General features: G+C 59.8%; 16 protein-coding genes. 5 read left to right on the top strand and 11 right to left on the bottom strand.

Annotation, left to right across the window (positions count from 1 at the left end; all coding sequences use genetic code 11):
- Positions 1 to 20 precede the first annotated feature (20 nt).
- Positions 21 to 803 carry an aldolase gene (locus AC3WN7_RS13110; RefSeq protein ID WP_007976758.1) on the top strand — a complete coding sequence of 261 codons (783 nt, stop codon included), beginning with the start codon at positions 21 to 23 and terminating at the stop codon, positions 801 to 803.
- Positions 804 to 832: 29 nt separating this feature from the next.
- Positions 833 to 1,720, top strand: coding sequence for a dihydrodipicolinate synthase family protein (locus AC3WN7_RS13105; RefSeq protein WP_102675299.1), 888 nt, complete (start codon positions 833 to 835; stop codon positions 1,718 to 1,720).
- Positions 1,721 to 1,854: 134 nt separating this feature from the next.
- Here AC3WN7_RS13105 and AC3WN7_RS13100 read toward each other — a convergent pair whose 3' ends face one another.
- The 3 genes from AC3WN7_RS13100 to AC3WN7_RS13090 form a co-directional block, all read right to left on the bottom strand.
- The gene (locus tag AC3WN7_RS13100) at positions 1,855 to 2,199 is read right to left on the bottom strand and encodes a YegP family protein (protein ID WP_095966237.1); all 345 of its coding nucleotides are present in this window, start codon (positions 2,197 to 2,199) and stop codon (positions 1,855 to 1,857) included.
- A gap of 164 nt (positions 2,200 to 2,363) precedes the next feature.
- Positions 2,364 to 2,669 (bottom strand): ribbon-helix-helix domain-containing protein, encoded by a 306-nt coding sequence (locus AC3WN7_RS13095; RefSeq protein ID WP_095966236.1) that lies wholly within the window; start codon positions 2,667 to 2,669, stop codon positions 2,364 to 2,366.
- A gap of 14 nt (positions 2,670 to 2,683) precedes the next feature.
- A complete protein-coding gene (locus tag AC3WN7_RS13090) occupies positions 2,684 to 3,265 on the bottom strand; it encodes a DJ-1/PfpI family protein (protein ID WP_095966235.1) in 582 nt (193 codons plus the stop codon).
- Positions 3,266 to 3,560: 295 nt separating this feature from the next.
- On the opposite strand from AC3WN7_RS13090, the gene AC3WN7_RS13085 reads away from it, so the two are divergent.
- Entirely contained in the window at positions 3,561 to 4,535 is a 975-nt protein-coding gene (locus AC3WN7_RS13085) for a DMT family transporter (RefSeq protein ID WP_102675297.1), read from the top strand.
- Here AC3WN7_RS13085 and AC3WN7_RS13080 read toward each other — a convergent pair.
- The 3 genes from AC3WN7_RS13080 to AC3WN7_RS13070 form a co-directional block, all read right to left on the bottom strand.
- The gene (locus AC3WN7_RS13080) at positions 4,526 to 5,740 is read right to left on the bottom strand and encodes a class I SAM-dependent methyltransferase (RefSeq protein WP_102675296.1); all 1,215 of its coding nucleotides are present in this window, start codon (positions 5,738 to 5,740) and stop codon (positions 4,526 to 4,528) included. The genes AC3WN7_RS13085 and AC3WN7_RS13080 overlap by 10 nt on opposite strands.
- Positions 5,741 to 5,872: 132 nt before the next feature.
- Positions 5,873 to 6,232, bottom strand: a complete 360-nt coding sequence (locus AC3WN7_RS13075; protein WP_095966232.1) for a hypothetical protein — start codon at positions 6,230 to 6,232, stop codon at positions 5,873 to 5,875.
- A 2-nt stretch (positions 6,233 to 6,234) separates the two neighbouring features.
- Positions 6,235 to 6,513: an Ogr/Delta-like zinc finger protein gene (locus tag AC3WN7_RS13070; protein ID WP_095966231.1), complete on the bottom strand. Its 279-nt coding sequence runs from the start codon at positions 6,511 to 6,513 to the stop codon at positions 6,235 to 6,237.
- 300 nt (positions 6,514 to 6,813) lie between these two features.
- Between AC3WN7_RS13070 and AC3WN7_RS13065 the strand changes: the two genes are divergently transcribed.
- On the top strand, positions 6,814 to 7,239 hold the full coding sequence (locus tag AC3WN7_RS13065; protein ID WP_102675295.1) for a helix-turn-helix domain-containing protein: 426 nt from the start codon (positions 6,814 to 6,816) through the stop codon (positions 7,237 to 7,239).
- A gap of 68 nt (positions 7,240 to 7,307) precedes the next feature.
- On the opposite strand, the gene AC3WN7_RS13060 is transcribed toward AC3WN7_RS13065, so the two are convergent.
- From AC3WN7_RS13060 to AC3WN7_RS13040, 5 genes are all read right to left on the bottom strand, one after another.
- Positions 7,308 to 7,664 carry a putative holin gene (locus tag AC3WN7_RS13060; protein WP_015093872.1) on the bottom strand — a complete coding sequence of 119 codons (357 nt, stop codon included), beginning with the start codon at positions 7,662 to 7,664 and terminating at the stop codon, positions 7,308 to 7,310.
- The gene (locus tag AC3WN7_RS13055) at positions 7,651 to 7,953 is read right to left on the bottom strand and encodes a helix-turn-helix domain-containing protein (protein WP_095966229.1); all 303 of its coding nucleotides are present in this window, start codon (positions 7,951 to 7,953) and stop codon (positions 7,651 to 7,653) included. Before AC3WN7_RS13055 ends, AC3WN7_RS13060 begins: the two co-directional genes overlap by 14 nt.
- A 129-nt stretch (positions 7,954 to 8,082) precedes the next feature.
- Positions 8,083 to 8,700, bottom strand: a complete 618-nt coding sequence (locus AC3WN7_RS13050; RefSeq protein WP_095966228.1) for a TPM domain-containing protein — start codon at positions 8,698 to 8,700, stop codon at positions 8,083 to 8,085.
- Positions 8,701 to 8,728: 28 nt separating this feature from the next.
- Complete coding sequence (locus tag AC3WN7_RS13045; RefSeq protein WP_095966227.1) at positions 8,729 to 9,484, bottom strand: TPM domain-containing protein; 756 nt, start codon at positions 9,482 to 9,484, stop codon at positions 8,729 to 8,731.
- Between the two features lie 35 nt (positions 9,485 to 9,519).
- On the bottom strand, positions 9,520 to 10,125 hold the full coding sequence (locus AC3WN7_RS13040; protein WP_102675321.1) for a LemA family protein: 606 nt from the start codon (positions 10,123 to 10,125) through the stop codon (positions 9,520 to 9,522).
- Positions 10,126 to 10,388: 263 nt separating this feature from the next.
- Between AC3WN7_RS13040 and bglX the strand changes: the two genes are divergently transcribed.
- Positions 10,389 to 12,680, top strand: coding sequence for a beta-glucosidase BglX (bglX, locus tag AC3WN7_RS13035; protein ID WP_102675294.1), 2,292 nt, complete (start codon positions 10,389 to 10,391; stop codon positions 12,678 to 12,680).
- The last annotated feature ends 88 nt before the right edge of the window (positions 12,681 to 12,768 follow it).

The raw sequence follows: 12,768 nt of genomic DNA, 5'->3' as shown, positions 1-12,768 counted from the left end.
ATCACCCAAAGGACACCGATATGGCCAAGACATTAGCACTGCCCAAAGAGCAACTGGTCAAGCACGCGCTGAGCCAAATGCAAAATACCCTGGCGGATAATACGTGGACCGCCCGGCAAAAGCTGGCCCTGACCTGCCGCATCCTGTTCGAGCACGGTCACGATTCCGGCCTTGCCGGGCAAATCACCGCCCGTGGCCCACAGCCCGGCACTTACTACACTCAACAACTGGGCCTGGGTTTCGACGAAATCACCGCAGGCAACCTGCTGCTGGTCAACGAAGACCTGGAAGTGCTCGAAGGCCACGGCATGCCCAACCCGGCCAATCGTTTTCACAGTTGGGTATACCGCGCCCGCCCGGATGTGAACTGCATCATCCACACCCATCCGACCCACGTTGCAGCCTTGTCGATGCTGGAAGTACCGTTGCAGATTTCCCACATGGACCTCTGCCCGCTCTATGACGACTGTGCATTTCTCGAAGGCTGGCCGGGTGTGCCGGTGGGCAACGAGGAAGGCGAGTTGATTGCCGGGGCGTTGGGCGACAAGCGGGCGATCCTGCTTTCGCACCATGGCCAATTGTCCACCGGCAACACCATCGAGGAAGCCTGTGTCATCGCGCAGCTGATCGAACGTGCCGCGAAGCTGCAACTGTTGGCGATGAGCGCCGGGACCATCAAGCCGATCATCCCCGCGCTGGGCCGTGAAGCCCATGACTGGATTGCCCGGCCGAAACGTCACGCCGCCGCTTTCAACTACTACGCCCGGCAGAGCCTGCGCCAACACGCCGATTGCCTGAACTGACCCCAGACCTTTTAGAACGGAGAGACACCATGTCCACCGCCAACATTCACGGCATCATCGGCTACACCATCACCCCTTTCACCGCCCATGGCGAAGGCGTTGACCTGGACGCCCTCGGGCGCTCCATCGACCGCCTGATCGAGGGCGGCGTGCACGCTATCGCCCCGCTGGGCAGCACCGGTGAAGGTGCCTACCTGAGCGACGCGGAGTGGGATCAGGTCAGCGAATTCAGTATCAAGCACGTGGCCAAACGCGTGCCGACCGTCATCAGCGTGTCCGACCTGACCACCGCCAAAGCGGTGCGTCGCGCGCGCTTCGCCGAAGCCCATGGCGCCGATGTGGTGATGGTGCTGCCCGCGTCCTACTGGAAACTCAGTGAAGCGGAAATCCTCGCTCATTACCGCGCCATCGGCGACAGCATCGGCGTGCCGATCATGCTCTACAACAACCCGGCCACCAGCGGCACCGACATGTCGGTGGACCTGATCCTGCGCATCGTCAAGGCCGTGGAAAACGTGACCATGGTCAAGGAGAGCACTGGCGACATCCAGCGCATGCATCAACTGCAACGTCTCGGCGACGGCCAGGTGCCGTTCTACAACGGCTGCAATCCGCTGGCCCTGGAGGCCTTTGCCGCTGGCGCGAAAGGCTGGTGTACCGCTGCGCCGAACCTGATCCCGCAGCTCAACCTGGATTTGTATGATGCAGTGCTGGCCAACGATTTGGTCAAGGCCCGCGAGCTGTTCTACCGCCAGTTGCCGCTGCTGGATTTCATCCTCAAGGGTGGCTTGCCGGCGACGATCAAGGCGGGTTTGCGGGCGACAGGTCTGGAGGTAGGGGATCCGCGGTTGCCGGTGTTCCCGTTGGGTGAGGCGGGTTGCGCTCAGTTGCAAGGGCTGTTGAAAACCCTGCGCTGATCTCCAGCCACACACAAAACCAAAAAATGTGGGAGCGGGCTTGCTCGCGAAGAGGTCGTCACATTCAGCATATGTGTTGAATGTTCCATCGCCTTCGCGAGCAAGCCCGCTCCCACAGGGGATATGTGTTGATCTCAAAGCACCGGTAAGGTTTTGTCCTTGACCACCTTGCTCGGGCCATTGGCTTTCACACTGGCGATGCCTTTCTCCATGGCGGCATCGGAGGAATAGGTTTCGCTGCTGCCGATGATCTCGTGGTTACCCGCCTTGAGGTTGAAATACGGATGGCCGTCCTTGGTGGTTTTCTTCTCGTAGCGCTCATCCAGCGGACTGTTGGCCTGGACCGAGGCGATGCCTTTGTCGGCGGCGGCGTGGGTGGTGTACAGCTCGCTGGTCAGAATGGTCTCGGCGTTGGCCGCCTTGAGGACGAACCTGAACTGGCCATTGCTGCTTTTGCTCACTTCATACCATCCGGACATGCTGTTTCTCCTTGCCGATTGAGAGGTTGTGCGCTTCACAGTAAAGACCAAGCCGGGATTTCTGTCGCCTGTACCGGCCCCTTCGCGAGCAAGCCCGCTCCCACAGGTTCAGCGTAATCCCTGTGGGAGCGGGCTTGCTCGCGAAGGAGTCGACGCAGTTTTGACTACTTCACCACTGCCCGCACCACCGACAACTCCGGAGACTGCGTCCGCCGCTGGCTCAGATACCGCGTACAACTCACCCGCAGGAACGAAGCGAAATTGACCACCTCGCCGCGATAGTCCATCACCTCTTCATACAGCTTGGCGATCAACTGGTTGGTGGTCATGCCGTCGACCTCGGCGATTTCGCTGAGGATGTCCCAAAACTGATTCTCCAGCCGCAGGGTGGTGACCACCCCACAGATGCGCAGCGAGCGGGAGCGCGATTCGTAAAGAATCGGGTCGGCTTTGACGTACAGCTCGCACATGGACATGTCCCTCGTTACAGCGTGATTTTGGTACCCAGCAACCCCAGGAAACCGGCCAACCAGTTCGGGTGCGCAGGCCAGGCCGGCGCCGTGGCCAGATTGCCCTGAACATGGCCGTCCGTCACCGGGATGTCGATATAGGTACCGCCCGCCAGGCGCACCTCCGGAGCGCAGGCCGGATAAGCGCTGCATTCACGACCTTCGAGAATACCCGCTGCCGCCAGCAACTGCGCGCCATGGCACACGGCGGCGATCGGCTTGCCGGCCTTGTCGAATGCGCGCACCAGCTCCAGGACCTTTTCGTTCAGGCGCAGGTACTCCGGCGCACGGCCGCCAGGAATCAGCACGGCGTCATAATCGGCGGCGTTGACCTTGGCAAAATCGAAGTTCAAGGCAAACAGGTGGCCGGGTTTTTCGCTGTAGGTCTGGTCGCCTTCAAAGTCATGGATCGCCGTGCGCACGGTCTGGCCGGCGGTTTTGTCCGGGCAAACGGCGTGCACCGTGTGGCCGACCATCAGCAGCGCCTGGAACGGCACCATCACCTCATAGTCTTCGACGTAATCACCAACCAGCATCAGAATTTTTTTCGCAGCCATGGGGAGGACTCCTCTGGAAGTGGGCGTGCAGGAGTATTCAAGGTAGTCCTTATCCGGTGGCGCGGGTAACAACCGGCTACTACCTGATGGACCGCGTTATCGTTCTTCGCGAGCAAGCCCGCTCCCACAGGGGGAACGCATTCCAATGTGGGAGCGGCGGTGCGGCGATCCGACTTGCTCGCGAAGAGGCCCGCAAACTGTACGGATAAGTCTGTGCCTAGCTGTAACAGCGGACAACCCATGGTTTATGGCTATATGGAGCCTTACCCCATCACCCCATATTCTGGTTGCCATCATGTCCTCGCGCGAAAACACCGGCATGGCCCTGGGCCTGCTCGGCGTTGTGATCTTCAGCCTCACCCTGCCCTTCACGCGGATCGTCGTACAGGAACTCCACCCGCTGCTCAACGGCCTGGGCCGGGCATTGTTTGCGGCGGTTCCGGCGGCGGTGCTGTTGCTCTGGCGCCGGGAAAAATGGCCGACCTGGAAACAGGTAAAAGGCCTGACGCTGGTGATGGCCGGGGTGATTCTCGGTTTCCCGGTGTTGTCGGCCTGGGCCATGCAAACCTTGCCAGCGTCCCACGGCGCGCTGGTCAATGGTTTGCAGCCGCTGTGCGTGGCGCTGTACGCCGCGTGGCTTTCCCACGAACGGCCTTCGAAAGCATTCTGGGCCTGCGCCGCATTGGGCAGTGCGCTGGTACTCGGTTATGCGCTGATCAGCGGTGCCGGCAGCATTCAGGCCGGTGACCTGCTGATGCTTGGCGCCATTGCCGTGGGCGGACTGGGCTACGCCGAGGGAGGCCGACTGGCCAGGGAGATGGGCGGCTGGCAGGTGATCTGCTGGGCGCTGGTACTGTCGACGCCGCTGTTGATCGGCCCGGTGGTGTATCTGGCGCTGCAACACCAGGGCGGGATATCCGCCAAGACCTGGTGGGCCTTCGGTTATGTCTCGCTGTTTTCGCAGTTCATCGGCTTCTTCGCCTGGTACGCCGGGCTGGCCATGGGCGGCATTGCCCGGGTCAGCCAGATTCAGTTGTTGCAGATCTTCTTCACCATCGCCTTTTCGGCGTTGTTCTTCGGTGAGCATGTGGAGCCGGTCACCTGGCTGTTTGCCGGTGGGGTCATCGTGACGGTGATGCTGGGCCGCAAGACCGCAATCAAACCCAGTGTGGGAGCGGGCTTGCTCGCGAATGCGGCTCCCCATTCAACACCAATATCGACTGACCCAACGCCTTCGCGAGCAAGCCCGCTCCCACAGAATCAGAGGTAGCCGTCAGCGCGCAGCAACGTTTCCAGGCAATGCTCGCTGATGTGGTAGAAATCCTTCAGCTCCTGAATCTTCGCCAATAACTGGGCCGGCTCCACCGGTTCGGCGCGCTTGACCGCCAGTATCATCTTGTTCTTGTTGGTGTGGTCCAGCGAGATGAACTCGAACACCTTGGTCTCGTAGCCGCAGGCCTCAAGGAACAACGCACGCAAACTGTCGGTGACCATCTCCGCCTGCTGGCCCAGGTGCAAGCCGTATTGCAGCATCGGCTTGAGCAGCGCCGGGCTCTGGATTTGCAGGCGGATCTGTTTGTGGCAGCAAGGCGAGCACATGATGATCGACGCGCCGGAACGGATACCGGTGTGGATCGCATAGTCGGTGGCGATATCGCAGGCATGCAGGGCGATCATCACGTCCAGCTCGCTCGGTGCCACGCTGCGTACGTCACCGCATTTGAACACCAGGCCAGGGTGCTCAAGCCTGGCGGCCGCGGTGTTGCACAGGGTGACCATGTCTTCACGCAGCTCGACACCGGTCACTTCGCCTTCAGCTTTCAAGGTGTTTCGCAGGTAATCGTGGATGGCGAAGGTCAGGTACCCCTTGCCCGAACCGAAGTCCGCCACACGCACCGGTTTGTCCAGCGCCAGGGGTGACGAGGTCAGTGCATGGCTGAACACTTCGATGAACTTGTTGATCTGCTTCCACTTGCGCGACATCGCCGGGATCAGTTCATGCTGCTTGTTGGTCACCCCCAGGTCGGCGAGAAACGGCCGGCTCAGGTCAAGAAAACGGTTTTTTTCACGGTTGTGCTCGGCCGATGGCACTTCGCGCAATTGTTGAGGTTTGCTCTTGAACAGCGATGACTTGCCCTTTTTGCTGTATTCGAGCTGGGCTTCGTCGGTCAACGACAACAAATGCGCATTTTTGAACGACGCCGGCAGCAACCCGGCAATGCTCGCCACGCCTTCGGCCAGCGGCAGGTTCTTGGTGATATCGCGGGTCTTGTAGCGATAGACGAAAGACAGGCAAGGCTGCGCCTTGACCGTCACCGGCTTGATGATGATCCGCTGCAGGTCCGCTTCAGCGCCCGCGTACTTGGCCAGCACCAGTTTGATGAACGCATTGTGCTCGAGGCTGGCTTGCAGCAGCTCGATGAACTGGGCGTGATGATCCGGCGCGAGGCTGGCGGGAGTGGCGGTGACGGACATGGAAAAACGGCCTCAGGCGATGCAAATCGGAGAATGCCGGTATTTTAAGGGGGACGAGGACTTTGGGCACGGGGTTATTTTGTGGCAGGTCCCAGTCACGCCGCCCAGGACCTCGATACAAGCGTTGAAGCCTCAGGGTTCCACCAGGCGAAGCTTGCGATTGCTCGGTGAATTAATGATGTGTTTGACGATCAGTCCCACTGGCACTGCCCAGGTCAGGCCATTGGCAGGGTCGGTCACCACGGCGACCGTTTCGGAACTTGCATCGATGTCCAGGCGCCGACGATCATTGCACGACTTGAGTAAGCCATAGGCACGGCTAACCAGCCTTTCGGCCAGGAACATCGGTACATCCATACTCTGCAGATGCTTCACCGCGCGACAGAACAGGACTTGATCATCGATCCCCTCACTTTCATGACGCCCCAGAAACGCCTGGGCAATAGCCAATAACTCCTCATTCAGACCTGCATTTTCATCGGTAACCTTCATGCTCAAGTCTCCTGTGGCACTTCTGACGTGTCAGGACCGACGGCAACAGGCCGGGAAGCACGGCGCAAATCGGGTCCGGCGCAAGGCAGGCGTACAGCCGGATTAGGCATGCCACTGGGCGAAAGCTCATGGGTCATTTCAAATTCGGCACGCACGGACCAACCGCAAGCTTCCGACGTGCATTGCAGATACGCCACCCGCAGGAAAATATGACGGCCTTCGCTGGTGCGGATGCGCATCCGGCTCAAGCAGTGCGGGCACACCATTTTATAAGTACTCATGCTTGAATCCCGAGGGTCATTGGGTGGCAATCAACCTGATCAAACGCAATACTGCTTGAGGCGTTCATCGCGGCGCTCCGGGCTTGCGAACAGTGTCTGCCAGGCATAAGGAACTGCATCGGGCAGACGCGTAATGGGGTCGAGCCATGCTCGTAGGAAATCCCCCTGATACCATTAGGAAGTTTCGACATCGTATTCTTCTGACTCATCTTTGATGATTGATTACTTACAAGAAAAAAAGTACTCATTACGCATAAATTAGGCACTCAAAAAGCATATGTCAAAAGGAAGCGGCTCAAATTGCGTAGCAAAAAATCACAAGCTGTTCTGGCTCGTCTAAAGCAAGTTACCGGCACAAAAACCGATGCTTCTTTATCTTCCGCGCTACAGATCAGCCCGCAAACCCTTAGTAGCTGGCGAGGCCGCGACAGCACACCTTACTCATTATGCGTAGAAATCGCGCAAGCCCGGGGAATATCCCTTGACTGGCTGTTGCTGGGCGAAGGGCCGGTTTTGAGACAAACAATTACTGATTCTTCGCAGACTGGTCAGGAAAACACCACACGGGAAAACACCATTCTCGCGCTCTGGCGTTTGCTCGACGAAAACGATCGCTGCGCCATACAAAACGCACTCGAGGAAAAGCAACGACTACGTGATATGGAACTCAGGCTTTCCGAAATGGCCACCATCCTGGCAACACTCAAACTTTCGAATGAAACCTGATGAACTGTGTCATCCGAAGTTGCATGACTTCCCGTTCCGGATATCAAGACAACCCCATTCACGGACCATCATCTTCGTCCTCTCAGGTGTCGAATGATTTCGCCGATACCGGCACCATCGACCCATTGCATGAGCTTGATGCTGATGGGAATAACGATCAGCGCGCAAAGAAAGGCCGTTACACCTTCCGTCAGAAATGGCGCCAGCGGATGTGCGACAGGCGTAAAGAGGTAACCGACACCCGCAGACAGCAACCATGAACCGATGCGCTGCCAGGCCTTGAAGCTGGTGCGAGTGGTAGTGACCAGCCACGCGCCGAGCATCGCACCGAACAGTACCTCGCCATTGACCACTGGCAGCGTCGCAATCCCCATTCCCAACATGAGCCCATTGATGCCGTTGTATGCCGAATCAGTCAGGCTCATGCGCACCTCGCGCAACGACCGAATCCACCTGGATCGCTCCCGACTCGATCGCCCTGAGCAATGCGCAGGTGCGGGAGCTGACGTCGAACTTTCGGCGAATGTTGGCGAAGTGAAAATTGACGGTAGATTCCGTGCAATTCTCGATCCTGGCGATTTCCCAGGAAGTTTTGCCCTTGAAACACCACATCAGGACTTGCGTTTCTTTGGCCGTCAGTTTCGCCTTGGGCTTGCTTCCCTCAGCGCCATTGGCTGCACGTACCAAAGAGTCAATCGATTGTCGGGTTGCCATAAGAATCCCTCTTCGCGGGAACGCCCGTCGCTGGGCGTCCACTGTTGGAGAGAAATACTGACGACAAGGCTGAACCCGGACAATTGACGGGCGTTGTAGCGGCGAGCGCTACACAACGCCAGGGAGGACTTAGCCGAGTACCACCAAGCGGTTCGGCAGTTCATTGCGCACATGGGTTACGGGCACGTGCACCTTGAGCAGCTCGCCGCAGGCTTCGACGCAGCTGACAAAACCTTGCAACGTCTGCCCCTGCTTCACCTGCTGGGTGAAGGTGGCGACGATGGCATCCCAGTTCTTGTTGTCCAGGCGACTGGAAATGCCTTCATCCACCAGAATCTCCACATAACGCTCGGCTTCGGAGACGAAAATCAGAACACCGGTGCTGCCTTCGGTGTGGTGCAGGTTCTGCTCCAGGAACTGCCGGCGCGCCAGGTTCGAGGCGCGCCAGTGGCGCACCGAGCGCGGGACCAGATGGGTAGTGACTTTCGGCAGACGGAACACCAGGCACAGGACGATGAAGATGGCCCATTGCACCAGCAGCAGGCTGTGCAGGGTCAGCCAACCGGTGAGGTAATGCACGATGCCCGGCACCAGCAGCGCCAGCAGGCTGGCCCACAACAACGGGATGTACGCATAGTCGTCGGCGCGGGCCGCGAGCACGGTCACCAGTTCTGCGTCGGTGTCGCGCTCGACCCGGGCGATTGCCTCGGCGACTTTGCGTTGTTCGTGTTCGGTCAGTAATGCCATGTCGTGAATTGCCTGCTCATTTTTATGATCACCAGCCGCCGGACGAACCGCCGCCGCCGAAACTGCCTCCACCGCCGCTGAAGCCTCCGCCTCCACCGCCGCCGCCAAATCCACCACCGCCAAAACCGCCCCCGGATCCTCCGGAGCCGCCCCGGCCGGCGGGAAGGATACCGAGCATCTGACACACAAAAACAGTCAGGATGAACAGCATCACCAAAAACACCAACAAGCCGGGATGCCGCGAGACGAAATCGTCCCCTGGATCGCCTCTGGACTCATACGCCGTGGAGGGTTCGTCCAAGGGGTTGCCGCCCAGCACCACCAGCATCGCCGCCACGCCGTCGCTGATGCCTTTACTGAAGTTACCGGTCTTGAATGCCGGGGTGATGACCTGGTTGATGATCACTGAACTCTGGGCGTCGGTCAGGCGATCCTCCAGGCCATAGCCGACTTCAATACGCAACCGGCGCTCGTTTCGGGCGATGATCAGCAGCGCGCCGTTGTTCTTGTCCTTCTGCCCGATACCCCAGTGGCGGCCGAGCTGGTAACCGAAATCGGCGATGTCGGTGCCCTGCAAGTCCGGCAACGTCACGACCACAAGCTGCTCGCCGGTGGCCTGTTCATGGGCCTGAAGTTGTTGGTTGAGCTGCTCGCGCACCACAGGCTCGATCATCTGCGCGTTGTCGACCACCCGCCCGGTCAGCGCCGGAAAACCCAGTTCGGCCCGGGCCGTGATCGCCACCACCCACAACAACAGCATCAGGCCCGTTTTCAACACGCGCATTGGCTACCTCTTCCGTAGTGACGCACAAGCTGTACTCAGAACTTGACCTCAGGGGCCTTTTCCGAACCCGGCGTGGCTTCGAAGGTCTCACGCACCGGCAGGTCGCTGTACATCACCGTGTGCCACAGGCGACCAGGGAAGGTGCGGATCTCGGTGTTGTATTTCTGCACCGCGAGGATGAAATCGCGCCGGGCCACGCTGATGCGGTTCTCGGTGCCTTCGAGCTGCGACTGCAGGGCGAGGAAGTTCTGGTTGGCCTTGAGGTCCGGATAACGCTCGGAGACCACCATCAAACGACTCAAGGCGCCACTGAGCTGATCCTGGGCCTGTTGGTACTGCTTGAGTTTTTCCGGGTTGTCCAGGGTCGAGGCATCCACCTGGATCGACGTGGCCTTGGCCCGCGCCTCAATCACCGCGGTCAGTGTCTCTTCTTCATGTTTTGCGTAGCCCTTGACCGTTTCCACCAGGTTGGGAATCAGGTCGGTGCGCCGCTGATACTGGTTCTGCACCTGGCCCCAGGCGGCCTTGGCCTGTTCATCGAGGGTCGGGATATTGTTGATGCCGCAGGCGGTCAGCAACGTGGCCAGCATCAGCAGCGTGACGACCTGCAAACGCGAGCGATAGGTTGGACTTGCATTCATCAGGATGTCGCTCCCTTGTACATTCATGAAAAAACCGACCGTAAAACCTTCTGGGCCGGCTCTTGGGGCATAATCGCCCGCGCCTCTGGATTGCAACGGGCCGATGGGCTAAAAAGAGGCCCTGCGTGAAAACGCATCCGCCACCTGGCTGTCGTTTTTTGGCTCTGGTTTTTTTGAGCCTGCACCCGAACAACAATAGACGCTCCCTAAATTTTGGCTGGCCGGCGTGCATATCGCCGTTTGGGCCCTTGAGAAAACTATTCATGAAGAAGCTGTGTTTGCTGGGCCTGTTCGTCAGCCTGGCCAGTCATAACGTATTGGCCGCCACGACGCCCGCACCCCTGGAGAACAAGGAAGCCTTCGTCAGCAACCTGATGAAGCAAATGACCCTCGATGAAAAAATCGGCCAGTTGCGCCTGATCAGCATCGGCCCGGAAATGCCTCGCGAAATGATCCGCAAGGAAATCGCGGCGGGCAACATCGGCGGTACGTTCAACTCGATCACCCGTCCGGAAAACCGGCCGATGCAGGACGCCGCCATGCGCAGCCGCCTGAAAATCCCGATGTTCTTCGCCTACGACGTGATCCACGGCCACCGCACCATTTTCCCGATCCCGCTGGCCCTGGCCTCGAGTTGGGACATGGATGCCATCGGCCTGTCCGGGCGCATCGCCGCCAAGGAAGCCGCGGCTGACAGCCTCGACATCACCTTCGCGCCGATGGTCGACATCTCCCGCGACCCCCGCTGGGGCCGCACCTCCGAAGGCTTCGGCGAAGACACCTACCTGGTGTCGCGCATTGCCGGCGTGATGGTCAAGGCGTTCCAGGGTACTGGCGCGAACGCGGCCGACAGCATCATGGCCAGCGTCAAGCACTTCGCCCTGTACGGTGCGGTCGAGGGTGGCCGCGACTACAACATAGTCGACATGAGCCCGGTCAAGATGTACCAGGACTACCTGCCACCGTACCGCGCCGCCATCGATGCCGGCGCTGGCGGGGTCATGGTCGCGCTGAACTCGGTCAACGGCGTGCCGGCCACCGCCAACACCTGGCTGATGAACGACCTGCTGCGCAAGGAGTGGGGCTTCAAGGGCCTGGCCGTCAGCGACCACGGGGCGATTTTCGAGCTGATCAAGCACGGCGTTGCCGCCGACGGTCGCGAAGCGGCGAAGCTGGCGATCAAGGCCGGCATCCACATGAGCATGAACGACACCCTGTACGGCAAAGAGCTGCCAGGGCTGCTGAAGTCCGGCGAGATCCAGCAGAGCGACATCGACAACGCCGTGCGTGCGGTGCTCGAAGCCAAATACGACATGGGCCTGTTCAAGGACCCGTACCTGCGCATCGGCAAAGCCGAGGACGATCCGGTCGACACCTACGCCGACAGCCGCCTGCACCGCGCCGAGGCCCGTGATGTGGCACGCCGCAGCCAGGTGTTGCTGAAGAACCGGAACGAGACCCTGCCGCTGAAGAAGACCGCGACAATCGCGCTGGTCGGTCCGCTGGCCAAGGCGCCCATCGACATGATGGGCAGCTGGGCCGCCGCGGGCAGGCCTGCCCAGTCCGTCACCCTGTTCGACGGCATGACCAACGCCCTGGGCGATAAATCGACGCTGATCTACGCCCGTGGCGCCAACATCACCAGCGACCCGAAAATTCTCGGTTACCTGAACTTCCTCAACTTCGACGCCCCGGAAGTGGTGGATGACCCGCGTCCGGCGAACGTGCTGATCGACGAAGCGGTGAAAGCGGCCAAGGATGCGGATGTCGTCGTTGCCGCCGTTGGCGAGTCCCGTGGCATGTCCCACGAATCGTCGAGCCGCACCGACCTGAACATCCCGGAAAACCAGCGCGAGCTGATCCGTGCCCTGAAAGCCACCGGCAAACCGCTGGTGCTGGTGTTGATGAACGGCCGCCCGCTGACGATCCTCGAGGAGAAAGAACAGGCCGACGCGATCCTCGAAACCTGGTTCACCGGCACCGAAGGCGGCAACGCCATCGCCGACGTGCTGTTCGGCGACTACAACCCGTCGGGCAAACTGCCGATCAGCATCCCGCGTTCGGTCGGCCAGATTCCGACCTACTACAACCACCTGACCATTGGCCGGCCGTTCACCCCGGGCAAGCCGGGCAACTACACCTCGCAGTACTTCGATGACACCACAGGCCCCCTGTACCCGTTCGGTTACGGCCTGAGCTACACCGAGTTCAGCCTGAGCGACATGGCGCTGTCGTCGACCACGTTGAACAAGACCGGCAAGCTCGACGCCAGTGTCACGGTGAAAAACACCGGCAAGCGCGACGGCGAAACCGTGGTGCAGTTGTACATCCAGGACGTGGCAGGCTCGATGATCCGCCCGATCAAGGAACTGAAGAACTTCCAGAAGGTGATGATCAAGGCCGGCGAACAGAAGGTCGTGCACTTCACCATCACCGAGGACGACCTGAAGTTCTACAACACCCAGCTCAAGTACGCGGCGGAACCGGGCAAGTTCAACGTGCAGATCGGCCTGGATTCAGAGGATGTGACGCAGCAGAGTTTTGAGTTGCTCTAACCCCGTTACACCGCAATACAAATGTGGGAGCGGGCTTGCTCGCGAAGACGGAGTGTCAGTCGAAATCATCGTTGACTGACACTCCGTC

The organism is Pseudomonas sp. FW305-70, from assembly GCF_058783925.1.
Note: the sequence above shows the minus strand (reverse complement) of the source record. Positions and strands in the feature narration are given on the sequence as shown.